Here is a 24,892-nt window from a genome sequence, read left to right on the forward strand (position 1 = left end):
TGGTGGCGCGAACGGGGCGTCAGACGTGGACGAGCGTGCCTTCGTCGGCACCCATGACCACGTTGCGCAGCGCGCCGGATTTGAAGATGGAAAACACCCTGACGGGCAGCTTCTGGTCGCGGCACAGGGCGAACGCGGTCGCGTCCATCACCTGCAGGTTCTTGACCATGGCTTCGTCGAAGGAAATCGAGGTGTAGCGCGTGGCCGACGGATCCTTGTTGGGATCGGCGGTGTACACGCCATCGACCTTGGTGGCCTTGAGCACCACCTCGGCGCCGATCTCGGCGCCGCGCAGCGCGGCCGCGGTGTCGGTGGTGAAGAAGGGGTTGCCCGTGCCCGCGGCGAACACCACGACCTTGCCCTCTTCGAGGTACTGCAGGGCCTTGGGCCGCACATAGGGCTCGACGACCTGTTCGATGCCGATGGCCGACATCACGCGGGCCACCAGGCCGGCCTTGTTCATGGTGTCGGCCAGCGCCAGCGAGTTCATCACCGTGGCCAGCATGCCCATGTAGTCGGCGGTGGCGCGGTCCATGCCGACCGAGCCGCCCGCAACGCCGCGGAAGATGTTGCCGCCACCGATCACGATGGCCACCTGCACGCCCAGGCGGGTGACGTCGGCGATTTCATCGACGATGCGCACGATGGTGGCGCGGTTGATGCCGAAGGCGTCGTCGCCCATCAGGGCTTCGCCCGAGAGCTTGAGCAGGATCCGTTGGTAGGCGGGCATGGGGGGCTTTCAGGATCGGTACGCGTGCGCGCTCAGCCGCGAAGTGTAGCGGCGCGCGAACCGGGATCGGACAGGGGTTCAGGTGCGTAACAGACGCACACAAGACAACGGGCCTTGCGGCCCGTTGTGTCTGGAAGCAGGGAGCGCTCAGGCACCCTTGGCGGCGGCGACCTGGGCCGCCACCTCGGCGGCGAAGTCGTCCACCTTCTTTTCGATGCCCTCGCCCACCACGAACAGGGTGAAGGATTTCACCGTGGTGTTGGCGGCCTTGAGCATCTGCTCGACGGTCTGCTTGTCGTTCTTCACGAAGGGCTGGTTGAACAGCGACACTTCCTTGAGGTACTTCTGCACCGCACCGTCGATGCGCTTGGCCACGATCTCGGCGCTCTGGGCCGGCTTGCCGGCGGCCACGAGTTCCTTGTTGGCTTCGTCGGCCTTGGCGGTGGCCACCGAGCGCTCGCGCTCGATGAACTCGGCGGGCACGTCGGCGCTGGTCAGCGACACGGGCTTCATGGCGGCCACGTGCATGGCCACGTCCTTGGCGGCGGTCTCGTCGCCCTCGTACTCCACGATCACGCCGATGCGCGTGCCGTGCAGGTAGCTCGCGAGCTTGGACGCGCCGCTGTAGTACTTGAAGCGGCGGAACGACATGTTCTCGCCGATCTTGCCGATCAGGCCCTTGCGCACGTCTTCGAGCGTCGGGCCGAAGCCGTCCTGGCTGTAGGGCAGCGCACCCAGGGCCGCGATGTCGGCCGGGTTGTGCTGGGCGATCAGCTGGGCGCCGGCGTTGGCCAGGGCCAGGAAGCTGTCGTTCTTGGTGACGAAGTCGGTTTCGCAGTTGACTTCGAGCAGGGCGCCGGTGTTGCCCTGGATCGAGGCGGCCACCACGCCTTCGGCGGTGACGCGGCTGGCGGCCTTGCCGGCCTTGGTGCCGAGCTTGACGCGCAGCAGTTCCTCGGCCTTGGCCATGTCGCCATCGGCCTCGGTCAGTGCTTTCTTGCACTCCATCATGGGCGCGTCGGTCTTGGCGCGCAGTTCGGCGACCATGCTTGCGGTGATTGTTGCCATGGTGAATCTCCTGGAATCGGGCGCCTCACGGGGCGCCGCGTGATGAATGTTCGAACCTGGGTGTGAAAAGGGGGCTACACGAGCCCCCGATTCCGCGAGCGCAGAGCGATCAGGCCTGGTCTTCCGACACTTCGACGAATTCGTCGCCACCTTCGGCGGCAGCGGCCTTGACCACGTCGGACACGGCGTTCGCACGGCCCTCGAGCACGGCGTCGGCGATGCCGCGGGCGTACAGCGCCACGGCGCGGGCCGAGTCGTCGTTGCCGGGGATCACGTAGTCGATGCCTTCAGGCGAGTGGTTGGTGTCGACCACGCCCACGAGCGGAATGCCCAGCTTCTGCGCTTCGAGCACGGCGATCTTGTGGAAGCCCACATCGATCACGAAGATGGCATCGGGCAGCGCGGTCATGTCCTGGATGCCGCCGATGTCCTTCTCGAGCTTCTCCATTTCGCGGTTGAACATGAGCTGCTCTTTCTTGCTCATGCTGTCCAGGCCGGCTTCTTTCTGGGCCTGCATGTCCTTCAGGCGCTTGATGGAGGTCTTGACCGTCTTGAAGTTGGTCAGCATGCCGCCGAGCCAGCGCTGGTCGACGTAGGGCACGCCGGCGCGGCGGGCTTCCTGCACCACGATGTCGCGCGACTGGCGCTTGGTGCCCACGATCAGCAGCGTGCCGCGGTTGGCCGACAGCTGGCGCACGAACTTCTGCGCTTCGTGGAACAGGGGCAGCGTCTTCTCGAGGTTGACGATGTGGATTTTGTTGCGGTGCCCGAAGATGTACGGCGCCATCTTGGGGTTCCAGAAGCGGGTCTGGTGGCCGAAGTGGACACCGGCTTCCAGCATTTCGCGCATGGAGATCGACATGAGATTTCTTTCCAGAGGTTAGGTCTAAAATCCGGCCCCGATTGCCCCGTAGAACAGAACAACACCCGGTTGGGCCGGTTTGCGATTGACTCTGCAAGGTCAAGGCCCGAAAAGGCGCTGTGACAGGTGCAAAGCCTGTCGATTATACATCGCGCACCCGCCCCCTCCTCTGCCTCCACTTCATGAAGATCGCCATCGTGGGCGCCGGCGTCAACGGCCTCGCCACTGCCCATGAGTTGCTGCTCGCCGGACACCAGGTGACCGTGTATGAGCGCCGCGCCACGGCCGCCGAAGAAGGCAGCTTCGCCCCCGCGGGCCTGCTGCACCCGGCCTGGGCCCTGGCCTGGGCCCAGCCCCAGCCCCGCCTGCTGCCCTCGTGGTCGGCTGCCGGCCCGGGCCTGCGTTGGCGCAGTGGCGCCCGCCTCGGGGTCTGGGCCTGGTGGCGCCGCTGGCGCCACGCGCAACGCGCCCGCGCCGCCGAAGCGCAGGCGGCGCTGATCGACCTGCTCGCCATGGGCGAGGAGCGTCAGGCGGCGCTCACGGCCGAACTCGACCTCGACCACGACCGCAGCGACGGCCTGCTGGTGCTGGCCCGCGACGAGCGCGAGTTCGCGCGCGCGCTGGCCGCGGCCCGGGCCTTGAACGAACTCGGCGTGGCCGCGCGCCAGCGCAGCGCCGACGAGGCACGTGCACTGGAGCCTGCGCTCAACCCCGCGGCCCCGCTGGCCGGGGCGATCGAACTGCCGGGCCCGGCCGTCGCGAACTGCCGCGAATGGACCCTGCTGATGCGGCAGGCGCTGCTCAAGGCCGGCGGCCAGTTCGTGGCGCGGCAGGCCGTGCTGGCGGTGCGGCCCCAGGCCGGCGGCGTGGAGCTGACGCTGGGTGACGGCGCCAGCGAGCGCCACGACGCGGTGGTGCTGTGCGCCGGGCTCGACGCCCCCGCCCTGCTGCGCGGCCTGGGCCTGCCGACGCCGTTCGCCACCTGGTGGTCGCATTCGCTCAGCGCACCCATGCGCGAGCCGGTCGATGCGCCGCTGTCGGGCGTGCTGGACCTGCACACCGGCGTGGCCGTGACGCGCCTCGGCCAACGCCTGCGCGCCAGCGGCGGCTGGGACCTGGGTGGCGCGCCCGGGCCCGCGGCCAAGCCCGAGATCGCGCGCCTGGCCGACGGCTTGTCGCACTGGTTCCCCGCCGCGGCGCGCTGGGCGGGTTCGCCGTCGGCGCTGCAGTCGTGGCGCGGCGCCACGCTGGTTGCGGCCGACGGCCTGCCGCTGCTGGGCGAGAGCCGCGTGCCCGGCGTCTGGCTCAACCTGGCCCATGGCCCCATGGGCTGGGCGCTGGCCTGCGGCGCCGCCCACCGCCTCACGCAGGCCCTCACGCTCGGCGATCCCTCCACGATCGTCCAGGCGCTGCGCCCGGCACGCCTCGGTCTTTGAGCGCGGCGTGGTGAAATCCGTCGCATGAGACGGGTTGTCCCCACGCACCTCGAAGCCCTTCACGGCGCGGCCGCCACGCGCGCCATCGAGCAGGCACTGGCCGCGCGACAGCCGCCACACGCGCTGATGGCACGCGCGGGCCTGGCCGTGGCCCGGCTGGCCACGGCCCTGGCGCCGCACGCGCGGCGCATCTGGATCGCCTGCGGGCCGGGCAACAACGGCGGTGACGGCCTGATCGCGGCCACGCACCTGCAGGCATGGGCGCGCACGAGCGGTTGCGAGCTGGTGCTGACCCTGGACGCGGACCCCGGCCGCCAGCCGCCCGATGCGGCCTGGGCGCTCGAACAGGTGCGCGCCGCCGGCCTGCCGATCGCGAGCGACGCCCCCGCCGATGCCGACCTGGTCATCGACGCCCTGCTGGGTCTGGGCGCACGGCCGGTCGCCGACGGTCCGCTGGCAGCGCGCCTGGCCGCCGTGCGGCAGCAAACCGCCCCCGTGCTGGCGGTGGACCTGCCCAGCGGCCTGAACGCCGACACCGGCGACATCCCCGAGCCAGGGCCGGTCCGTGGCCCTCGCCACACGCTGAGCCTGCTCACGCTCAAGCCGGGCCTGTTCACCGCACACGGCCGCGACTTGGCGGGCGAGGTGTGGTTCGACGACCTCGGCGCCGGCGACGCCTCGGATCAGGCCACGGCCTGGTGGGGCGGCTTCGAAGACGGCCCCGACACCCGGATCGGCGATGCGCACGCCGGACACAAGGGGCGCTACGGCGACGTGGGCGTGCTCGGAGGGCAGTTGCCGGGCGAGGCCGGGGTGGCCATGGGCGGCGCGGCCGTGCTGGCCGCCACGGCGGCCCTGCACGCCGGGGCGGGCCGCGTGCTGGTGGCGCTGGTGGGCGACGGGCCGGTGCCCGCGCTGAACGTGGTCCAGCCCGAACTGATGTTCCGATCGCCGCTGCGTCTGCTCGACGCACTCAACGAGGACGGCCTGACCGTGGTGGCGGGCTGCGGCGGCGGCGACGCCATCCGCGCCGTGCTGCCGCGCTGCCTCCATGGCGCGCGGCGCCTGGTGCTCGACGCCGACGCGCTCAACGCGGTGGCCACCGACACGGTGCTGCAGGGCTTCGTGAACGCGCGCAGCCACCGCGGCTGGGTGACGGTGCTCACGCCCCACCCGCTCGAGGCCGCGCGCCTGCTGGGCACGACCACGGCCGCCGTGATGGCCGACCGCCTGGGCCACGCGCAGGCGCTCTCGCAGCGCCACCACGCGGTGGTGGCGCTCAAGGGCTCGGGCACGGTGGTGGCGGCGCCGGGGCAGTTGCCCTGGATCAACGCCTGCGGAAATGCGCGCCTGGCCTCGGCCGGCACGGGCGACGTGCTCGCGGGCCTGATCGGCGCCGCGCTGGCCCGCAACGACCGCGATCCGTATTCGGCCACCTGCGCGGCCGTGGCGCACCACGGCGCACTGGCCGACCACTGGCCCGCGCACCGCGCGCTCACCGCGCAGGCGCTTTCCCAGGCCGCGCGGCCCTTCTAGCGCCGAGCTTCAGCCCAGCAGCATCAGGCCGATCTGCAGCAGCACGATCACCACCAGCACCGACAGGTCGACACCGCCCACCAGCGGCACCACGCGCCGCACCGGCGCGACGATGGGGGCGGCAAGGCGATCGAGCAGGCCCATGGCCGGTGCACGCGGGTTCACCCACGACAGCACCGCATACACGAACAGCAGGAGCATCAGCGCCTGCAACAGCGTGCGCAGGAAGAAGCGCAGCGCCAGCGACACCCACGCCAGCCCAACCCATTCGCCGCCATTGGCGATCAGCAGCCAGATGGCCGCGTGCAGCATGGCCAGCAGCACGGCCGCCACCACGCTCGCGCCGTCGATGCGGCCCTTGGCGATGGCGCCGGGCAGCACGCGGCGCAAGGGCTGCACCAGCCAGTCGGTCACGGCCATGGCGAAGCGCCCGGGCTGCGGCTGCATGGGGATGCGGAGGTGGTTCATCCACGCCCGCAGCAGCGCTGCCGCGATGAGCACGAAGAACACGGTGTCGAGCAGGAAGAGCAGGATGCGCATGGGCGCGGAGTTTAGGCCGAGAGCAGCAGCGGCGCGCTCGGCACGCGAGGGTCGAGCTCGAGGCCTGCGTCGAAGCGCGCCAGCGCCGCGTCGCGCGCCGCGCGCAGGAAGTCGAGCATGATGGGCGAGCTGTCGGCGAGCCGCTTGCGGTCGTGGTGGAACTCGGGGTGCCACTGCACACCCCGCGCGTAGGCTTCACCGGTGCAACGGAAAGCCTCCACCAGGCCATCGAGCGTGGACACCGCCTCGACCTCGATGCCCTTGCCGAGCTCGGCCACCGCCTGGTGGTGGATGCTCGTGACCCGCAACTGCGTGGCCTTGGGATAGAGCTCGGCCAGCGGCGAGCCCTGGATGAAGGTCACATCGTGCTCGAACTGGTCGTAGAGCTCGACGTCGATGTGCTCGTGCGCGCTCTGGCACTGCGTGGCGATGTCCTGGTACAGCGTGCCGCCGAAGGCCACATTGAGCAGCTGCGCGCCGCGGCACACACCCAGCACTGGCTTCTTCTGCGCGAGAAAGCAGCGCAGCAGCGCGAGCTCGTAGCGGTCTCGCACCAGGTCGCCACGCCATTCGTCCTTGAGCGGCTTCTGCCCATAGGTTTCGGGCGCCACGTCGGCGCCGCCCTGCAGCACCAGCGCGTCTAGCTCGTGCACCACCTGCTCCACCTTGAGGTGGCGCGCCGCGTGGCGGCTGTCGTGCGTGACGGCCGGCACCATGAAGGCCACCGCGCCGTGCGCCAGGACCCAGTGCGCAAGCGAGGCCTCGATGTACTGCAGGCTCTTGTTGCGAAAGCCCAGTTCGGAAGGCACCTGGTGCATCAGCCGCGCCGACACGCCGATGCGCAGGGGCCGCTCCTTGCCGGCCGCGCGCACCGCACGCGAGGCCTTCGCGGCCGGCGGGCGGGCGGGCGTCCGGGCCGCGGCGGTCATCCGCGGCGGCCCCGCTTGGACTTGGGCGCGGGCGGGCGCCCCTTGCTGTTGCCCTTCTTGCCGGCCGCCTTGCGCACCGCGGCCTTGAGCTCGGGAATGACCGCGGCCGCGCCCGAAGCGGGCCGCTGCGCGCCCCTGCCGCCCTTGCCACCCTTGCGGGCCGGCGCTTCGTCGCGCGCCGGGCCGCCGCCGGTTTTGTCGCGCATCGCGCGCAGCACGACATCGTCGTTGCCGGTCACGAGGCGGAAGTCGATGCGGCGGCCGTCGAGGTCGACGCGGCTCACCTGCACCTGCACGCGCGAACCCAGCGCGTAGCGGATGCCGGTGCGCTCGCCGCGCAGCTCCTGGCGCGCTTCGTCGAAGCGGAAGTACTCACCGCCGAGCTCGGTGATGTGCACCAGGCCTTCGACGTACATCGCATCGAGCGTGACGAAGATGCCAAAGCTCGTGACCGCGGTGACGATGCCGCTGAACTCCTCGCCGAGGTGCTCGCGCATGTACTTGCACTTGAGCCAGGCCTCGACGTCGCGGCTGGCCTCGTCGGCACGGCGCTCGTTGGCGCTGCAGTGCAGGCCCGCGGCCTGCCAGGCCAGGGTGTCGGCCGAGGGCTTGCGCACCGGCTGCGTGGGCGGCTTCACGCGCGAGGCCAGGCGCTTGCTCAGCTTGGCGTGCGCCTCGCCCGGCGTGGGCAGGGCCGGCAGCTGGTACTTCTGCTTGTGCAGGATGGCCTTGATCACACGGTGCACGAGCAGATCGGGGTAGCGCCGGATCGGGCTGGTGAAGTGTGTGTAGGCCTCGAAGGCCAGGCCGAAGTGCCCGCTGTTGATGGGCGTGTAGATCGCCTGCTGCATGGAGCGCAGCAGCATGGTGTGGATCTGCTGCGCGTCGGGCCGGTCTTTGGTGGCGGCAGCGATCTGCTGGAACTCGCCCGGCGCGGGATCGTCGCTGATCGTCATGCCCACGCCCAGCGCCTTGAGGTAGTTGCGCAGCAGCTCCTGCTTCTCGGGCGTGGGGCCTTCGTGCACGCGGAACAGGCCGGGATGCTTGCTTTGCGAGATGAACTCGGCCGAGCACACGTTGGCCGCGAGCATGGCTTCTTCGATCAGCTTGTGCGCGTCGTTGCGCGTGCGCGGCACGATCTTCTCGATGCGGCCCGACTCGTCGCAGACGATCTGCGTCTCGACGGTTTCGAAGTCGACCGCGCCGCGGCGGTTGCGTGCGCTCAGCAGCGCGCGGTACACGTCGTGCAGGTTGAGCAGGTAAGGCACCAGGGCCTTGCGGTTCTGCGCCTCGGGGCCGCGCGTGTTCTGCAGGATCGCGGCCACCTCGGTGTAGGTGAAGCGCGCGTGGCTGAACATCACCGCCGGGTAGAACTGGTAGGCGTGGATCTCGCCCTTGGCGTCGATCAGCATGTCGCAGACCATGCACAGGCGCTCGACGCCGGGATTGAGCGAGCACAGGCCGTTCGAGAGCTTCTCGGGCAGCATGGGGATCACGCGGCGCGGGAAGTACACCGAGGTCGCGCGGTCGTAGGCGTCGACGTCGATCGGCGAGCCGGTCTGCACGTAGTGGCTCACGTCGGCGATGGCCACCAGCAGGCGCCAGCCTTTGCCCTTGCCCACTTTGGCGGGCTCGCAGTACACGGCGTCGTCGAAGTCGCGCGCGTCCTCGCCATCGATGGTCACGAGCGGCACGTCGCGCAGGTCCACGCGCTGGCGCAGGTCGGTCGGGCGCACGTGGTCGGGCAAGGCGCGGGCCTGGGCCAGCGCGGCCTGCGAGAACTCGTGCGGCACGCCGTACTTGCGCACGGCGATCTCGATCTCCATGCCCGGGTCGTCGATCTCGCCAAGCACTTCTTTCACGCGGCCCACGGGCTGGCCGTAGAGCGCGGGCGGCTCGGTGAGTTCGACCACCACGACCTGACCCGGCTTCGCGGAACCGGTGGCGCCTTTGGGGATGAGCACGTCCTGGCCGTAGCGCTTGTCTTCGGGAGCCACGAGCCACACGCCGCTCTCCTGCAGCAGGCGGCCGATGATGGGCGCGTCGGAGCGCTCGAGGATTTCGGTGACGCGGCCCTCGGGCCGGCCCTTGCGGTCGAGCCGCACGATGCGCGCTTTCACACGGTCCTTGTGCAGCACCGCGCGCATCTCGTTGGACGGCAGGTAGATGTCGGGCTGTCCGTCGTCGCGGACCACGAAGCCATGTCCATCGCGATGGCCCGAGACCACCCCTTCAAACTCGGCCAACAGGTTGTTTTTTTCGTTCACGTTTTTTTGTTCGCTTTTTCTTTGCTATACTGCTGGTTTCCTGAGATGCCCAGGTGGCGGAATTGGTAGACGCACTAGTTTCAGGTACTAGCGCCGAGAGGCGTGGAGGTTCGAGTCCTCTCTTGGGCACCAATCATATAAGGCCTTGCAGTTGAAAGACTGCAAGGCTTTTTCTTTGTTCCCTCGGCATGAGGGCCCGGCAACCGCGCACCCCTGAGGCGCGCGGGCCCGGGCCTCAGACCGGCAGGGCCACGAGGTCGTGGCCATCGGTGTCGACGATGCGGGCGCGCGTGAACTCGCCCACCTTCAAGGTCTTGCTGATCTTCTCGGGCGGCAGCAGCCGTACCACGCCGTCGATCTCGGGCGCGTCCGCGTAACTGCGGCCCACACCACCCTTCTTGCCCAGCCCGGGCGCGCTGTCGACCAGCACCTGCATGTTCGCGCCCACGCGCGTGCGCAGTTTCTCGGCAGACACCTGCTCGGCCACGGCCATGAAGCGCGCGCGGCGCTCTTCGCGCAACGCATCGGGCACGGGGTCGGCCAGCGTGTTGGCCACCGCGCCGTCCACCGGCGAATAGGCGAAGCAGCCTGCGCGGTCGATGCGGGCCTCGCGCACGAAATCGAGCAGGTGCTCGAACTCGGCCTCGGTCTCGCCGGGGAAGCCCGCGATGAAGGTGCTGCGCACCACGATCTGCGGGCACAGCTCGCGCCAGCGCGCGATGCGCTCGAGGTTCTTCTCGCCGCTGGCCGGCCGCTTCATGCGCTTGAGCACGTCGGGGTGGCTGTGCTGCAGCGGCACGTCGAGGTAGGGCAGCACAAGGCCTTCGGCCATCAGCGGCACGATCTCGTCCACGTGCGGGTAGGGATAGACATAGTGCAGCCGCACCCAGGCGCCGAAGGGCTTGGCGATTTCGCCCAGCGTGCGCACCAGATCGAACAGGCGCGTCTTGACGGGCTTGCCGTCCCAGAAGCCGGTGCGGTACTTCACGTCGACGCCGTAGGCCGAGGTGTCCTGGCTCACCACCAGCAGCTCTTTCACGCCGGCCTCGAACAGCTTGCGCGCCTCGGTGAGCACGTCGCCGATGGGCCGGCTCACGAGGTCACCGCGCATCGACGGAATGATGCAGAAGGTGCAGCGGTGGTTGCAGCCTTCGCTGATCTTCAAGTAGGCGTAGTGGCGCGGCGTGAGCTTGATGCCCTGGGGCGGCACGAGGTCGGTGAAAGGGTCGTGCGGCTTGGGCAGGTGCTGATGCACCGCCTCCATCACCTCGTGCGTGGCGTGCGGGCCGGTGACGGCGAGCACGCTCGGGTGCATCTGCCGCACCAGGTTGCCACCGCCCTCGCCTTCGCGCGCGCCCAGGCAACCGGTGACGATCACCTTGCCGTTCTCGGCCAGGGCGTCGCCGATGGCGTCGAGGCTTTCCTTGACGGCGTCGTCGATGAAGCCGCAGGTGTTCACGATCACCAAGTCGGCGCCCGCGTACGACTTCGAGGTCGCATAGCCTTCGGCGCTGAGCTGGGTGAGGATGAGTTCGGAATCGGTCAGCGCCTTGGGGCAGCCCAGGCTGACGAAACCCACCTTGGGCGTGGCAGCGCCTGCAGGGGTCGTGGGGGCAGTGGTGTCGGACATGAGGGCCCGATTGTCTCAGACCCCGCCCGGCAGGGCGATGTCAGCGCTTGAGGCCGAGCGCCGCGAGCATCTGCTCGCTGTTCTTCTGCATTTGCTCCTGCATCTGGGCGAAGGCGCTGCGCGACTGCTCGAGGTAGGTGCCAATCATGCCCTGCATCATGGGCGACTGCAGGTTCATGAACTGCTGCCAGGCCTCGGGGCTGATGGGACCTCCGGCCTTCTCGGTCATCTTCTGCTGCAGGTCCATGAAGATCTGGATGTTCTTCTCGAGGTACGAGCCCATGAAGCCCTGCATCGAGTGGCCGTAGAACCGGATGATGTTGGCCAGCACCTGCTCGGTGAAGATGGGCGCGCCGGCCGATTCTTCCTCGAGGATGATCTGCAGCAGGATGCTGCGCGTGAGGTCTTCATTCGACTTGGCGTCGCGCACCACGAAGGGCTCGTTGTCCATCACCAGCGCCTTGACCTCGGCCAGCGTGATGTACGACGAGGTGTCGGTGTCGTACAGCCGCCGGTTCGGATACTTCTTGATCACGCGCACGCCGTGCGCGCCGCTCTGCTCGGTCTTGGGTTTCGTAGCCATCCTTGGATTCTAGGAATCGCACGCGCTGGCACCGGCATGGTTTTCCCTGTGCGGCGCATCAAAAAGGAAACCCCCGCAAGCCATGGACCTGCGGGGGTTGTGTCTGGTAGGCGCGGAGGGACTCGAACCCCCGACCCCCACCATGTCAAGGTGGTGCTCTAACCAGCTGAGCTACGCGCCTTCGATCAACTCGAAGCCTCGCAGTATAGCAGCACTTGCCGGGCTCATTTGCGGCGCACCGCGCGAACGCCGCTCACGTCGCCCACCACGGCCATGGCGCGCGCCACCTGGCGCGCATCGCTGATCTCGATGGTGAAGGTCATCCAGGCCACGCCCTTGACGGACTGGGTCTGCACGCCGATCACGTTCATCTTCTCGCGCGCGAACACGTCGGAGATGTCGCGCAGCAGGCCCTGGCGGTCGGTGGCCTCGATCGCCACATCCACCGGGTACATGGCCGACCTGCCGTCGCGCGCCGCGCCGGCGTCGCCGTTCCAGTCGACCTCGATCACGCGGTCCGGGCTCTTGCGTTCGAGGTGGGCGAAGTCGGTGCAGTCGGCGCGGTGGATGCTCACCCCCTTGCCACGCGTGACGAAGCCGCGGATCTCGTCGGGCGGCGCGGGCTTGCAGCAGCGCGCGAGCTGGGTCATGAGCGAGCCCACGCCCACCACCAGCACGTCGCCGGCCGAGCCGTCGTGGCCACGCTTGGGCTTGCGCACCCAGTTGGCCGGCTCCTCGGACGCGACCTCGGGTTCGGGCGGGCGCAGGTGGGTCTCGATGGCGCGCAGCGAGAGCTCGTCCTTGCCGACGAGCTCGAACATTTCGTCGGCGTCCTTGAGCCCGAGCTCGATCGCGAGTTCGTCGAACTTCAGCGCCGTGCGGCCCTCGCGCTGCAGCAGCTTTTCGACCGCTTCGCGGCCACGCGCGATGGTTTCGGCCAGCGCCTGCGCGTTGAACCACGCGCGCACCTTGCTCTTGGCGCGGTGGCTCACCAGGTAACCGAGTTCGGCGTTGAGCCAGTCGCGCGAGGGGCCGCCCTCCTTGGCCGCGGTGATCTCCACCGTCTGGCCGTTTTGCAGCGGCGTGTTGAGCGTCACCATGGCGCCATCGACCTTGGCGCCGCGGCAGCGGTGGCCCAGGTCGGTGTGCACGGTGTACGCGAAGTCGACCGCGGTGGCGCCGCGTGGCAACTCGACGATCGCCGCGTTCGGCGTGAGCACGTAGATGCGGTCGTCAAACAGGCCCTGGGCCGTGCCGCTGAGGTCGCGCTCCCAGGCGAGCAGTTGCCGCAGCACGGCGATCTTGGCGTCGTACTCCGAATTCGCCGTCACGCCCGAGTAGCCCTTGGCGCCCGCCTCTTTGTAGGCCCAGTGCGCGGCCACACCGTGCTCGGCGTGGTCGTGCATGGCCTGGGTGCGGATCTGGATCTCGAAGGCGCGGCCCTGTGCGTCTCGCACCACGGTGTGCAGCGACTGGTAGCCGTTGGGCTTGGGCTTGGCGATGTAGTCGTCGAACTCCTCGGGCACCGGCGAGAACTGCGCGTGCACGTAGGCCAGCGCGGCGTAGCAGTCGGCGGTTTCGGGCACCACCACGCGCAGCGCGCGGATGTCGAACACCTGCTCGAAATCGAGCGACTTGCCACGCATCTTCTTCACGATGCTGTAGATGTGCTTGGGCCGGCCCTGCACCACGGCATTGACGCCCTGGCTGCACAAGGCCGTCTGCAGTTGCTCGCGCAACTGCTCCACGTGCGCCTCGCGCTCGGCGCGTTTCTCGTCGAGCAGGCGCGCCACCTCCTTGTAGGTCTGCGGCTCGAGGAAGCGGAAGGCCAGGTCTTCCATTTCCCACTTGATCTGCCAGATCCCCAGCCGGTTGGCCAGCGGCGCGAACACGTGCAGCGACTCGCGGGCCAGGGCCTCGCCCGGGTCGCCCTTGATGGCCGCGAAGTAGCGCAGCGTCTGCAGGCGCGATGCAAGCCGCAGCATGACCACACGCAGGTCGCGCGAAAACGCCAGCAGCATCTTGCGCACGTTCTCGGTCTGGCTGGCCGCGAGTTCGGACACCGGCGCCTTCGACAGGCTGGGCACGGGCTGCCCCAGGTCCTGCGTGGCCTGCCGCTCTTCGAGCTTGCGCGCCTGGGCCTCGGCCGCGATGTTGCGGGCCTGGCGCTGCAGTTGCACCAGCTTGGTGGTTTCCAGGGCCAGCGCCGCGTGCTGCTCGCCAAAAGCCTTGGTGATCACCTCTTGCGGGCGGTTCAGGTGCTGGCAGGCATACACCAGGTAGGCCGCGGCCTGCATGGCCTCGGAGCCGCCGATGTCGGCCAGGATCTGCGCCACGGCGTTCGCGTGCGCCAGGGTGTTCTCGCCGGTGTCGAGCTCTTCGCTTTCGAGCAGGGGCTCGGCGAAGGCGCGGGCGCGCGCGAGCGCATGGGCCTGGTTGGGCAGGCCGGCAGCGGTCGCGGTCACGATGGCCGCGGACGGCGGCGCATCGCCAGGGGCAGGCAGGCGTTTCATGGGGCCCAGAGAAAGTCGCGCACGGCCGCCACCTGATCGGGCGCCACGAGCGTGGGCGCGTGGCCCACGCCGGCAAAGCCGACGCAGCGGGCCCGCGGCCCGCGCGTGGCCATGGCCTGCGCGGTGGCGGGGCTCAACAGGTCGGAGTCTTCCCCGCGCAGCAGCAGCGTGGGACAGGTGATCGCGTCGTAGAGGTTCCAGAGCAGGGCTTCGCCCTCGCGGGCCATCTGCTGCAGCGCGGCCGGGTCGGGGTTCGCGGTGAGTGCCTTGAAGGGTACGGCGATGGCCGGGTCGTAGTGCAGCCGCCAGCGGCCGTCGCGCTGCCGCAGCATGGGCCGGTTCAGGCGGCGCCATTGCTCGGGCGTGTGCGGGCCGAAGCCGGTGGAGATGCGCGCCAGGTAGTCGATGGCCTGCTGCTCGCTGTCGAAAAAGGGATCGAGCCCGAGGTAGGTACCGATGCGCTGCAGCGCTTCGCTCTGCACCACGGGGCCCACGTCGTTGAGCACCAGGCGCGCGGGCGCGAGCGCCGGCTGCGCGGCCAGGCCCATGCCGATGAGCCCGCCCATGCTCGTGCCCACCCAGTCGATGCGCGCCTGCGGGTCGGCGGCACGCAGCCGGGTGAGCAGCACCGCGAGGTCGGCCACGTAGGTGGGCACCTGGTAGGCCATGGGATCGGCCAGCCAGTCGCTTTCGCCGCGGCCCGCCACGTCGACGGCGATCACGCGGCAGCGCGGCTGCAGCGCACGCGCCAGTTCGTCGAAGTCGCGCCCCTGGCGCGACAGGCCGTGCACGCAGACCACTGCATGCTGGCTGGCGGGATCGGCGCTTGCCCAATCCCAGTACGCCAGACGGCGCGGCGCCCCGCCTCGCGCAGCCGCACCATCCACGACGATGTGCTGGAGGATGGGTTCGTTCATGGCGCCTCGGGTGTTGTGCGGTCCACCATAATCGGCGACCGTGTTCGACCAATCGTAATGGAACTGGAGAGACCCATGCTTGCAGGAAAGACCGCCCTCGTGACCGGATCCACCAGCGGGATCGGACTGGGCATCGCGAAGGCGCTCGCGCGCCAGGGCGCCCACATCGTGCTCAACGGCTTCGGCGACCACGAGGGCCCGCGCAAGGAGGTCGAAGCCCTGGGCGTGAAGGTCGGCTACCACGGCGCAGACATGAGCAAGCCCGCCGAGATCGAGGCCATGATGGCCTACGCCGCCCAGACCTTCGGGCGCGTGGACATTCTGGTGAACAACGCCGGCATCCAGCACGTGGCGCGGGTCGAAGACTTTCCGGTCGAGCGCTGGGACGCGATCATGGCGATCAACCTCAGCAGCGCCTTCCACACCAGCCGCCTCGCCCTGCCCGCCATGCGCGCGGCCAACTGGGGCCGCATCATCAACGTGGCCTCGGTGCACGGACTGGTGGGTTCGGCCGAGAAATCGGCCTACGTGGCGGCCAAGCACGGCATCGTCGGCCTGACCAAGGTGACCGCGCTCGAAACCGCCACCACCGGCGTGACCTGCAATGCGATCTGCCCGGGCTGGGTGCTGACCCCGCTGGTGCAGAAACAGGTCGACGCGAAGGCCGCGGCACTGGGCCTGTCGAACGACGAAGCCACCAGGCGGCTGCTGGGCGAAAAGGAGCCCTCCATGCAGTTCACCACGCCCGAAGAACTCGGCGAGCTCGCGGTCTTCTTCTGCTCGCCCGCCGGCAACAACGTGCGCGGCGTGGCCTGGAACATGGACGGCGGCTGGGCCGCCCAGTGAGCGCGCGCGCTCAGCGCAGCTGAACCGAGCCCGACACCGTGACGCTCACGGTGGCGGTGCCGGCCGCGGTCGGCACCGGCATGTCGGCCGCAGCGGCCTTGGCCTCCATGGCCATCATGCGCGGCACCGGGCGCTCGGGCATGTCGGCCGAACTCACCGACACCTCGCGCAGGGTGTAGCCCGAGAAGCCGAAGCCCTTGGCGACCTCGGCGGCGCGGGCGCGGAAGCGCTCGATGGCCTGGGCCTGCACCTGCGACTCGAGCGCCAGGCGCGCGTCGCGCGAGAGCGAAAAGCCCATGTTCGACACGCTCATGGTCTGGATGCGGCCGGCGACCTCGCTCACGCGCGCGACGTCGCGCCCCTCGAGCACCAGTTCGGCCTGGCCCTGCCAGCCGCTGATGCGGCCGTTGCTGCCATACCGCGGGTACAGGCGCAGGTTGCCGGTACGCACCTCGAGTTGCTGGGGCCGGGCCTGCGCCTGGGCCGTGGCCAGCGCGGCGTCCACGGCCTGCTTGAGCTGGTTCTGCACCGTCGCGGCGTCGGCGCCTTCTTTCGTGGTGCTGAGCATCACCGTCAGCCAATCCTGCGGCACTTCGAGGTGACCGCTGGCCGACAGGCTCACCACGTTGGCGGGCACCTCGGGCTGGGCGGCCTGGGCCAGGGCGGGCGCACCCAAGGCCATGAGGAGAGCGGCGGAGGCACAGGTGCGCCGCCACGCGGCCGGCGTGCGGCGGTTGGGAGAAAAGGTCATGGGTGCGATCAGGGTTTGCGGCTGGACTCGAACACGGGCTGGCCCCGCAGCTGCTCGCGAAGGCGCTGGCGCTCCTCCACCGACAGCCGGAAGGGCTTGCCGCCCTCGTCCATGTCGTCAAACGGCTGGCGCAGGGCATCGCGCAGGCGCATGGGCGCGCGGGCCTCGCCGCCGTCGATCGAGATGGGCATCACCGCTGGCGCCTCCTGACCGGGCTCGCGCAGATCGCGCGTGCGCTCCGGATTCGCGAGCGAGACACCCGCGGTCAGCATGGCTAGGGTTCCCATCCAGATGGACTTCATGGTGCGTCGAGTATGGCCAGGCCGACCATTGTGCGAGTGACCCGCACGTCAATCCGCTGAGAGGACGGGCAACTTGTGTAACAAGCCGTCAGAAAAACAAAAATCAAGCATTGACAAGGACTTGCAGCTGCCAGAATCGCGTTTGTTACATTTACGGGAAGTTGCTCCTATGCCACAAAACCACGCCCGCCCCAACAAGATCCTGGTCGTCGACGACGACGTGCGCATCCGCGACCTGCTGCGCCGCTACCTCATGCAGGAAGGCTTCGAGGTCATGCTGGCCGAGGATGGCAAGGCATTGAACCGGGTGTTGCAGCGCGAGGCGGTCGACCTCATCGTGCTCGACCTGATGATGCCCGGCGAAGACGGCTTGTCGATCTGCCGCCGCCTGCGCGCCAACGGCGACCGCACGCCCATCATCATGCTGACCGCCAAGAGCGAAGACGTGGACCGCATCGTCGGCCTCGAGGTCGGCGCCGACGACTACCTGGGCAAACCCTTCAACCCGCGCGAACTGCTGGCCCGCATCCACGCGGTGCTGCGCCGCCGCCCGCCCGCCGAGGTGCCGGGCGCGCCCTCGCAGGACGCCGAGGTGGTCAAGTTCGGCCCCTACGAGTTCGACCTCAGCCTGCGCACCCTGCGCAAGGACGGCCAGGACCTGCCGCTGACCACGGGCGAGTTCGCCATGCTCAAGGCCCTGGTGCGCCACCCGCGCCAGCCGCTGTCGCGCGAAAAGCTTGCGCAGCTCGCCCGCGGCCGCGAGTTCGAGCCCTTCGACCGCAGCCTCGACGTGCAGGTCTCGCGCCTGCGCAAGCTCATCGAGGAAGACGCCTCGTCCCCGCGCTACCTGCAGACCGTGTGGGGCGTGGGCTATGTGTTCGTGCCCGACGGCAACTCCTGATGGACAGCGAATCACGCGTTTCCTTCGAAACCGAGCCCACCACGCTGGAGACCGCCCCCGCCCCGCTGGAGGTGCGGCCCACGCGTGGCGTGAGCCTGTTCTGGCGCACCTTCTTCTTCCTCACGCTGCTGCTCACGGGCTGCATCATCGCGTGGCTGCAGACCTTCCGGGCGCTCGAGTACGAACCGCGCGCGCTGCAAAGTGCCCAGCAGCTGGCCTCGCTGGTGAACCTGAGCCGCGCGGCGCTGGTGCACTCGGACGCGATCGCGCGCGTGTCGCTGATCAAGACCCTGGCGGCCGAAGAGGGCCTGCGCATCGCGCCGCGCGAGCCCAACGACACCTACAAGCTCTACGACGTGGACGCGCTCAGCCGCAACGTCGCGGCCCAGCTGGAGACGCGGCTCGGCCGCGACACCGTGGTGGCGCGCGAGGTGAACGGCCAGCCGGGCCTGTGGATCGGCTTCGGCATCGACGGCGACCAGTACTGGCTGCTCACCGACCCGTCGCGCATCGGGCCCGTGGCGGGCACCACCTGGCTGATCTGGCTGGGCACGGCCGCCCTGCTCTCGCTCACCGGCGCGGCGCTGATCGCGCGGCTCATCAACCGCCCGCTCAAGAAGCTCTCGTTCGCGGCCAGCCGCGTGCGCGAGGGCGACTTCAACGCCAGCCAACTCAACGAAGCCGTGGCCACGAGCGAGATCCGCGAGGTCAACATCGGCTTCAACCGCATGGCGCAGCGCCTGTCCAAGATCGAGCAGGACCGCGCGCTCATGCTCGCGGGGATCTCGCACGACCTGCGCACCCCGCTCGCGCGGCTGCGGCTCGAAACCGAAATGAGCGTGAGCGACCCGCAGGCGCGCGAACACATGTCGGCCGACATCGAGCAGGTCAACGCCATCATCGACAAGTTCCTCGACTACGCGCGGCCCGACCACCTCAAGGCCACCGAGGTCAGCCTGAACCAGACGCTGGAGGCCGCGGTGTTCGCCCTCGGCGACGACCCCAACACCGTGGTGAAGATGCGCCTGGAGCCCGACACCCGCGTGATGGGCGATGCCGTGGAGCTGCAGCGCGTGTTCAGCAACCTGCTCGAGAACGCGGTGCGCTACGGCCGCAACCCCGACACCGGCGTGGTGCACATCGACATCGCGTGCAAGACCAAGGACGACGCGGTGCTGGTGAAGCTGCGCGACCACGGCCGGGGCGTCAAGCCCGAGCTGCTCGAACAGCTCACCCAGCCCTTCTTCCGCGGCGACGCGGCGCGATCCGACGCCACCGGCACCGGCCTGGGCCTGGCCATCGTGGAGCGCGCCATCGCGCGCATGGGCGGCCGCTTCGCGCTGGCCAACAGCAGCACGGGCGGGCTGGCGGCGCACATCAAGCTGCGCCGCGCAGGGCACTGAAGCTCAGCGGCGCACGAGCAGCGCGACCGCGCGCGCTTCGATCGCCTCGCCCTGCCCCACGGGGCCCATCTTCTCGGCCGTCTTGGCCTTCACGTTGACCTGGCCGGGCTCGAGCGCGAGCAGCGCCGCGATGCGCTCGACCATGGCCGGGATGTGCGGCGCAAGCTTGGGTGCCTGCGCGACCACGGTGCTGTCGATGTTGACGATGGCGTAGCCCGCCTCGCCGACGCGGCGCGCGGCCTCTGCCAGCAGCACGCCCGAGTCGGCGCCCTTGAAGCACGCGTCGGTGTCCGGAAAGTGGCGGCCGATGTCGCCCAGCGCGGCCGCGCCCAGCAGCGCGTCGGTGATGGCGTGCAGCAGCGCGTCGGCGTCGGAGTGACCGAGCAGGCCGTGGGTGTGCGGCACGGTGATGCCGCCGAGCACCAGCGGGCGCCCGGTGACCAGGCGGTGGATGTCCCAGCCTTCGCCGATGCGCAGCGGGGCAAGCGGTGTCATGAGCGGCTCCTCAGAATGGCCTCGGCCAGGGTGAAGTCGTGCGGGTAGGTGACCTTGAAGTTGCTGGCCCGGCCTTCCACCAGCCGCGGCTGGCGGCCGCTGCGCTCGATCGCGCTGGCTTCATCGGTGATGCCAGCGAAGCCGCCCGCGCGCGCGGCGGCCAGCGCGGCGTGCAGCTCGCCCAGGCGGAACATCTGCGGCGTCTGCGCGAGCCACTTGTGCTCGCGCGCGATGGTCTGCTGCACCCGGCCGCCGGCCTCGGCCTTGAGCGTGTCGGGCAAGGGCAGCGCGAGCAGGCCACCCACCGCGTCGCCGCGGCAGGCGTCGATCAGGGCATTGACCTCGTCGGGCGTGACCAGACAGCGCGCGGCGTCGTGCACCAGCACCCAGTCGGTGTCGGGCACGCCCGCGGCGCGCAGCGCTTCGAGGCCGTTGAACACGCTTTCGGCGCGCGTGGCGCCGCCGCAGCGCAGCGCGTCCACGCCGGGCACATCGGTCCAGTGCGCGTCGTCGGGGGCCAGCACCACGAGCACACGCTGCAGGCCGGGCACCGCGCGCAGCGCGGCCAGGGTGTGCTGCACCAGCGGGCGGCCCAGCAGCGGCTGGTATTGCTTGGGCAGGGCGGTGCCGGCGCGCGAACCGCTGCCCGCGGTGGGCAGCAGTGCATGGCACAGGGCGGTGTCGGGGCTTGCGGGCGTGTCGGGGCTCATGGGCGGGCGCCATTCTAGAATTCGAGCACACCCCCGGCTTCGAGCGTCCGGGGGTGTTTGCCATTGGTGCCCCTCTGATGCCCATCCCCCTGCCCTCCCTGAGCCCCGGCAAACGCCACGCCATGCCCCTGCCCGTGGGCTCGGCCGACGCCCTGTGGCTGGCCCACCTCGCCGAGCGTGAGCGTGCGCAAGGCCGCCTCACGGCCATCGTCACCGCCGACGCCAACGACGCCCAGCGCCTGATCGACGAACTCGCCTTCTTCGCGCCCGAGCTGCGCGTGACGCTGTTCCCCGACTGGGAAACCCTGCCCTACGACACCTTCTCGCCGCACCAGGACCTGATCAGCGAGCGCCTGGCCACGCTCTGGCGGATCTCGCAACGCGAGCACGACGGCGGCGCCGACGTGGTGCTGGTGCCCGCCACCACCGCGCTCTACCGGCTCGCGCCGCCGTCCTTCCTGGCCGGCTACACCTTCCACTTCAAGGTCAAGCAAAAGCTCGACGAAGCGCGCCTGAAGAGCCAGCTCACGCTCGCGGGCTACCACCACGTGACGCAGGTGGTGAGCCCGGGCGAGTACGCGGTGCGCGGCGGCCTGATCGACCTGTTCCCCATGGGCAGCCTGGTGCCCTACCGTGTCGACCTGTTCGACGACGAGATCGACAGCATCCGCACCTTCGACCCCGACAGCCAGCGCAGCCTCTACCCGGTCAACGAGGTGCGCCTGCTGCCGGGCCGCGAATTCCCCATGGACGACGCGGCGCGCGCCAAATTCCGCAACCGCTGGCGCGAGCTGCTCGACGGCGACCCGACCAAGAGCCGCATCTACAAGGACATGGGCAACGGCGTGGCCACCGCCGGCATCGAGTACTACCTGCCGCTGTTCTTCGACGACACGGCCACGGTGTTCGACTACCTCGGCGAAAGCGCGACCCTGGTGCTGCACGGCGAGCTCGAACCCGCCTTCCAGCGCTTCTGGCAGGACACGCGCGAGCGCCACCGCCTGCTGCACGGCGACCCCGACCGGCCCATCCTGCCGCCCGAATCGCTGTTCCTCAACGCCGAGCAGTTCTTCACCGCGGCCAAGCCCCACGCGCAGGTCGTGCTGCGCCCTGGCAGCGCCGACGTGGGCGACAACGCCTTCGCGCAGAAGCTGCCCGAGCTCGCCGTGGTGCGCGGCGCCGACGACCCGCTCGCGCGCCTGCAGGCCCACCTGCGCGGCAGCGGCGACCGCATGCTGATCCTGGCCGAGAGCGACGGCCGCCGCGAAAGCCTGCTCGACTTCCTGCGCGCGAGCGGCCTGAACCCGCCGGCCTTCGACAGCCTGGCCGAGTTCGAGGCCAGCGACGAGAAAACCGGCATCGCCACCGCCGCGCTCGCCAACGGCTTCGCCTGGATCGGCGGGGGCATCCACTTCATCACCGAGACCGAGCTCTTTGCCACCGGCCCCACCACGCGCCGCCGCAAGAAGCAGGAACAGGTGAGCGATGTGGACGCGCTCATCAAGGACCTGTCCGAGCTCAACGTGGGCGACCCGGTGGTGCACGCGGCGCACGGCATCGGCCGCTACCGCGGTCTGGTCAACCTCGACATGGGCGAGAAGAACCCCGACGGCTCGCCCGCGCTGCAGGAGTTCCTGCACCTCGAGTACGCCGACAAGGCCGTGCTCTACGTGCCGGTGAGCCAGCTCGGCCTGATCGGCCGCTACACCGGCGTGAGCGCCGACGAGGCGCCGCTGCACAAGCTGGGCAGCGGCCAGTGGGAGAAGGCCAAGCGCAAGGCCGCCGAGCAGGTGCGCGACGCCGCGGCCGAGCTGCTCAACATCTACGCGCGCCGCGCCGCGCGCCAGGGCCACCCGTTCCGCTACTCGCCGCAAGACTACGAGACCTTCGCCAACGATTTCGGCTTCGACGAAACCCCCGACCAGCGCGCCGCGATCCACGCCGTCATCCAGGACATGATCAGCCCGCGCCCCATGGACCGCCTGGTCTGCGGCGACGTGGGCTTCGGCAAGACCGAGGTCGCGCTGCGCGCGGCCTTCGTGGCCGTGACCGGCGGCAAGCAGGTGGCCTTTCTCGCGCCCACCACGCTGCTGGCCGAGCAGCACTACCAGACCCTGGTGGACCGCTTCGGCAAGTGGCCGGTGAAGATCGCCGAGATGAGCCGCTTCCGCTCGCAGAAAGAGATCACCGCGGCCATGAAGGGCATTGCCGACGGCTCGGTCGACATCGTGGTGGGCACGCACAAGCTGCTGTCGGAGAAGGCGCAGTTCAAGAACCTGGGCCTGCTCATCATCGACGAAGAGCACCGCTTCGGCGTGCGCCACAAGGAGGCCATGAAGCAGCTGCGCGCCGAGGTCGACGTGCTCACGCTCACCGCCACGCCCATCCCGCGCACCCTGGGCATGGCGCTCGAAGGCCTGCGCGACCTGAGTGTGATCGCCACCGCGCCGCAGCGCCGCCTGGCCATCAAGACCTTCGTGCGCAACGAAGGCAACGGCGTGATCCGCGAGGCCGTGCTGCGCGAGTTGAAGCGCGGCGGCCAGGTGTACTTCCTGCACAACGAGGTCGAGACCATCGAGAACCGCAAGGCGCGGCTCGAAGAGATCCTGCCCGAGGCGCGCATCGCCATCGCCCACGGCCAGATGCCCGAGCGCGAGCTCGAGCACGTGATGCGCGACTTCGTGGCGCAGCGCTTCAACGTGCTGCTGTGCTCGACCATCATCGAGACCGGCATCGACGTGCCCACGGCCAACACCATCGTCATCAGCCGCGCCGACAAGTTCGGCCTGGCGCAGCTGCACCAGCTGCGCGGCCGCGTGGGCCGCAGCCACCACCAGGCCTACGCCTACCTGCTGGTGCCCGACATGGACAGCCTGACCAAGCAGGCCGCGCAGCGGCTCGACGCCATCCAGCAGATGGAAGAACTGGGCAGCGGCTTCTACCTCGCCATGCACGACCTGGAGATCCGCGGCGCGGGCGAGGTGCTGGGCGAGAACCAGAGCGGCAACATGCTCGAGGTGGGCTTCCAGCTCTACAACGAGATGCTGTCCGAGGCGGTGAAGGCGCTCAAGGCCGGCCGCGAGCCCGACCTGCTCGCGCCGCTGTCGGTCACCACCGACATCAACCTGCACGCGCCCGCGCTGCTGCCCAACGACTACTGCGGCGACGTGCACCTGCGCCTGTCCTTCTACAAGAAGCTCGCCACCGCCAAGACCGCCGACCAGGTGGACGCGCTGCTCGAAGAAATCGTGGACCGCTTCGGCAAGCTGCCGCCGCAGGCGCAGACGCTGATCGACGTGCACCGCCTGCGCGTGCTCAGCACGCCCTACGGCGTGGTGAAGGTCGACGCCGCGCCCGGCGTCACGAACATCACTTTCAAGCCCAACCCGCCGATCGAGCCCCTGCGCATCATCGAGCTGATCCAGAAGCACCGCCACATCAAGCTCGCGGGCAACGAAAAACTGCGCATCGAACGGGCCCTGCCCGAGGTGAAAGACCGCGTGCAGCTGGTGCGCGACGTGCTGCGCGCGCTCGGCCAACCCATCGCCCCGAAACAACCCGCATGACCACCCCAGCCACCGCCATCGCCCCCGGCCTCACCGTGCGCGGCTTCACGCCGCCGCTGCGCCTGAGCGATTTCAAGCTCATCGCCTTCGACATGGACTCCACGCTGATCAACATCGAGTGCGTGGACGAGATCGCCGACGCCGTCGGCCGCAAGGCCGAGGTGGCCGCGATCACCGAGGCCGCGATGCGCGGCGAGATCACCGACTTCAAGGACAGCCTGCGCCGCCGCGTGGCCCTGCTCAAGGGCGTGACCATGGCCGACATGGAGCGGGTGTATGTCGAGCGCCTGCGCCTCAACCCCGGCGCGGCCGAACTGGTGCGCGCCTGCAAGACCGTGGGCATGAAGGTGCTGCTGGTCTCGGGCGGCTTCACCTTCTTCGCGCACCGCGTGCGCGACACCCTGGGCATCGATTTCGTGCGCGCCAACATCCTCGAGGTCGCCAGCGGCCCGAACTGCGGCGAGCTCACGGGCCGGCTGGTCGAACAGGCCTGGGGCGACATCTGCGACGGCGCCGAGAAGCGCCGCACCCTGCTCGAAGTGGCCTCGCTGCTGGACATCGCGCCGCACGAATGCATCGCCATGGGCGACGGCGCCAACGACCTGCCCATGATGGGCGCGGCCGGCCTCTCGGTGGCCTACCACGCCAAGCCCAAGGTGCGCGAGCAGGCCATGGTGTCCATCGAAAGCGGCGGGCTCGACCGGCTGCTCGAGCTGATGCGCTGAGCCAGGGCATCGCGCACCAAGATCACGCCCGCGGCCCCGGCGCGCGGGCCGGCCATGCCACCGGACGGTGCACCGCGGGCCGCTGCGGGGGCGCCCGGCCCCCGCCGGCCGGCCTTTCGGGCCTGGCACACAACCTGCTCTGTCATCCGCGCATGGAGAGCGGTCTGCAACCGGTGGTCGCA

21 protein-coding genes and 2 tRNA genes are annotated in these 24,892 nt (G+C 69.7%); 8 read left to right on the forward strand and 15 right to left on the reverse strand.

Features of this window, described 5'->3' with window-relative positions:
* Positions 1-19 precede the first annotated feature (19 nt).
* The 3 genes from pyrH to rpsB all read right to left on the reverse strand — a co-directional run bounded on the left by pyrH (position 20) and on the right by rpsB (position 2,660).
* Entirely contained in the window at positions 20-730 is a 711-nt protein-coding gene (pyrH, locus tag G9Q37_RS08855) for a UMP kinase (protein ID WP_166226846.1), read from the reverse strand.
* Between the two features lie 147 nt (positions 731-877).
* On the reverse strand, positions 878-1,798 hold the full coding sequence (gene tsf, locus G9Q37_RS08860; protein ID WP_166226847.1) for a translation elongation factor Ts: 921 nt from the start codon (positions 1,796-1,798) through the stop codon (positions 878-880).
* A 109-nt stretch (positions 1,799-1,907) separates the two neighbouring features.
* Positions 1,908-2,660 carry a 30S ribosomal protein S2 gene (gene rpsB, locus G9Q37_RS08865; protein ID WP_166226848.1) on the reverse strand — a complete coding sequence of 251 codons (753 nt, stop codon included), beginning with the start codon at positions 2,658-2,660 and terminating at the stop codon, positions 1,908-1,910.
* 182 nt (positions 2,661-2,842) lie between these two features.
* Between rpsB and G9Q37_RS08870 the strand changes: the two genes are divergently transcribed.
* Positions 2,843-4,096, forward strand: a complete 1,254-nt coding sequence (locus tag G9Q37_RS08870) for an NAD(P)/FAD-dependent oxidoreductase (RefSeq protein ID WP_166226849.1) — start codon at positions 2,843-2,845, stop codon at positions 4,094-4,096.
* A gap of 24 nt (positions 4,097-4,120) precedes the next feature.
* Positions 4,121-5,632, forward strand: a complete 1,512-nt coding sequence (locus G9Q37_RS08875; RefSeq protein ID WP_166226850.1) for an NAD(P)H-hydrate dehydratase — start codon at positions 4,121-4,123, stop codon at positions 5,630-5,632.
* Positions 5,633-5,641: 9 nt separating this feature from the next.
* Here the strand turns inward: G9Q37_RS08875 and G9Q37_RS08880 are convergent, their stop codons facing one another.
* The 3 genes from G9Q37_RS08880 to rnr are packed head-to-tail and all read right to left on the reverse strand — an operon-like array spanning position 5,642 to position 9,368.
* Positions 5,642-6,172 carry a YggT family protein gene (locus tag G9Q37_RS08880; protein WP_166226851.1) on the reverse strand — a complete coding sequence of 177 codons (531 nt, stop codon included), beginning with the start codon at positions 6,170-6,172 and terminating at the stop codon, positions 5,642-5,644.
* A gap of 11 nt (positions 6,173-6,183) precedes the next feature.
* A complete protein-coding gene (locus G9Q37_RS08885; RefSeq protein WP_166226852.1) occupies positions 6,184-7,101 on the reverse strand; it encodes a gamma-glutamyl-gamma-aminobutyrate hydrolase family protein in 918 nt (305 codons plus the stop codon).
* On the reverse strand, positions 7,098-9,368 hold the full coding sequence (rnr, locus tag G9Q37_RS08890) for a ribonuclease R (protein ID WP_166226853.1): 2,271 nt from the start codon (positions 9,366-9,368) through the stop codon (positions 7,098-7,100). The genes G9Q37_RS08885 and rnr overlap by 4 nt, the downstream gene beginning before the upstream one ends.
* A 47-nt stretch (positions 9,369-9,415) precedes the next feature.
* On the opposite strand from rnr, the gene G9Q37_RS08895 reads away from it, so the two are divergent.
* A tRNA-Leu gene (locus G9Q37_RS08895) sits at positions 9,416-9,500 on the forward strand.
* A 103-nt stretch (positions 9,501-9,603) separates the two neighbouring features.
* Here the strand turns inward: G9Q37_RS08895 and rimO are convergent.
* The 5 genes from rimO to G9Q37_RS08920 form a co-directional block, all read right to left on the reverse strand.
* A complete protein-coding gene (gene rimO, locus G9Q37_RS08900; protein WP_166226854.1) occupies positions 9,604-10,998 on the reverse strand; it encodes a 30S ribosomal protein S12 methylthiotransferase RimO in 1,395 nt (464 codons plus the stop codon).
* A gap of 40 nt (positions 10,999-11,038) precedes the next feature.
* Entirely contained in the window at positions 11,039-11,581 is a 543-nt protein-coding gene (gene phaR / locus G9Q37_RS08905) for a polyhydroxyalkanoate synthesis repressor PhaR (RefSeq protein WP_166226855.1), read from the reverse strand.
* Positions 11,582-11,685: 104 nt separating this feature from the next.
* Positions 11,686-11,762, reverse strand: a tRNA-Val gene (locus G9Q37_RS08910).
* Between the two features lie 43 nt (positions 11,763-11,805).
* On the reverse strand, positions 11,806-14,094 hold the full coding sequence (locus tag G9Q37_RS08915) for a RelA/SpoT family protein (protein ID WP_166226856.1): 2,289 nt from the start codon (positions 14,092-14,094) through the stop codon (positions 11,806-11,808).
* Positions 14,091-15,011: an alpha/beta fold hydrolase gene (locus tag G9Q37_RS08920; RefSeq protein WP_166226857.1), complete on the reverse strand. Its 921-nt coding sequence runs from the start codon at positions 15,009-15,011 to the stop codon at positions 14,091-14,093. Before G9Q37_RS08920 ends, G9Q37_RS08915 begins: the two co-directional genes overlap by 4 nt.
* Positions 15,012-15,086: 75 nt before the next feature.
* Between G9Q37_RS08920 and G9Q37_RS08925 the strand changes: the two genes are divergently transcribed.
* Entirely contained in the window at positions 15,087-15,857 is a 771-nt protein-coding gene (locus G9Q37_RS08925; RefSeq protein ID WP_166226858.1) for a 3-hydroxybutyrate dehydrogenase, read from the forward strand.
* Between the two features lie 10 nt (positions 15,858-15,867).
* On the opposite strand, the gene G9Q37_RS08930 is transcribed toward G9Q37_RS08925, so the two are convergent.
* Both G9Q37_RS08930 and G9Q37_RS08935 read right to left on the reverse strand, forming a co-directional pair.
* Entirely contained in the window at positions 15,868-16,608 is a 741-nt protein-coding gene (locus G9Q37_RS08930) for an SIMPL domain-containing protein (RefSeq protein WP_166226859.1), read from the reverse strand.
* Between the two features lie 8 nt (positions 16,609-16,616).
* The gene (locus tag G9Q37_RS08935; RefSeq protein ID WP_166226860.1) at positions 16,617-16,910 is read right to left on the reverse strand and encodes a hypothetical protein; all 294 of its coding nucleotides are present in this window, start codon (positions 16,908-16,910) and stop codon (positions 16,617-16,619) included.
* A 169-nt stretch (positions 16,911-17,079) separates the two neighbouring features.
* On the opposite strand from G9Q37_RS08935, the gene ompR reads away from it, so the two are divergent.
* Both ompR and G9Q37_RS08945 read left to right on the forward strand, forming a co-directional pair.
* Positions 17,080-17,811 carry an osmolarity response regulator transcription factor OmpR gene (gene ompR / locus G9Q37_RS08940; RefSeq protein WP_166226861.1) on the forward strand — a complete coding sequence of 244 codons (732 nt, stop codon included), beginning with the start codon at positions 17,080-17,082 and terminating at the stop codon, positions 17,809-17,811.
* Complete coding sequence (locus G9Q37_RS08945; RefSeq protein ID WP_166226862.1) at positions 17,811-19,214, forward strand: sensor histidine kinase; 1,404 nt, start codon at positions 17,811-17,813, stop codon at positions 19,212-19,214. Before ompR ends, G9Q37_RS08945 begins: the two co-directional genes overlap by 1 nt.
* Positions 19,215-19,217: 3 nt before the next feature.
* Here the strand turns inward: G9Q37_RS08945 and ispF are convergent, their stop codons facing one another.
* Complete coding sequence (gene ispF, locus G9Q37_RS08950; RefSeq protein ID WP_166226863.1) at positions 19,218-19,709, reverse strand: 2-C-methyl-D-erythritol 2,4-cyclodiphosphate synthase; 492 nt, start codon at positions 19,707-19,709, stop codon at positions 19,218-19,220.
* A complete protein-coding gene (gene ispD / locus G9Q37_RS08955) occupies positions 19,706-20,419 on the reverse strand; it encodes a 2-C-methyl-D-erythritol 4-phosphate cytidylyltransferase (RefSeq protein WP_166226864.1) in 714 nt (237 codons plus the stop codon). The genes ispF and ispD overlap by 4 nt, the downstream gene beginning before the upstream one ends.
* 77 nt (positions 20,420-20,496) lie before the next feature.
* On the opposite strand from ispD, the gene mfd reads away from it, so the two are divergent.
* Positions 20,497-23,985 (forward strand): transcription-repair coupling factor, encoded by a 3,489-nt coding sequence (gene mfd / locus G9Q37_RS08960; RefSeq protein ID WP_420810313.1) that lies wholly within the window; start codon positions 20,497-20,499, stop codon positions 23,983-23,985.
* Positions 23,982-24,710 carry a phosphoserine phosphatase SerB gene (gene serB / locus G9Q37_RS08965; RefSeq protein WP_166226865.1) on the forward strand — a complete coding sequence of 243 codons (729 nt, stop codon included), beginning with the start codon at positions 23,982-23,984 and terminating at the stop codon, positions 24,708-24,710. Before mfd ends, serB begins: the two co-directional genes overlap by 4 nt.
* Positions 24,711-24,892: the final 182 nt, after the last annotated feature.

The sequence above is a fragment of the Hydrogenophaga crocea genome (genome assembly GCF_011388215.1).
Classification (GTDB): domain Bacteria; phylum Pseudomonadota; class Gammaproteobacteria; order Burkholderiales; family Burkholderiaceae_C; genus Hydrogenophaga; species Hydrogenophaga crocea.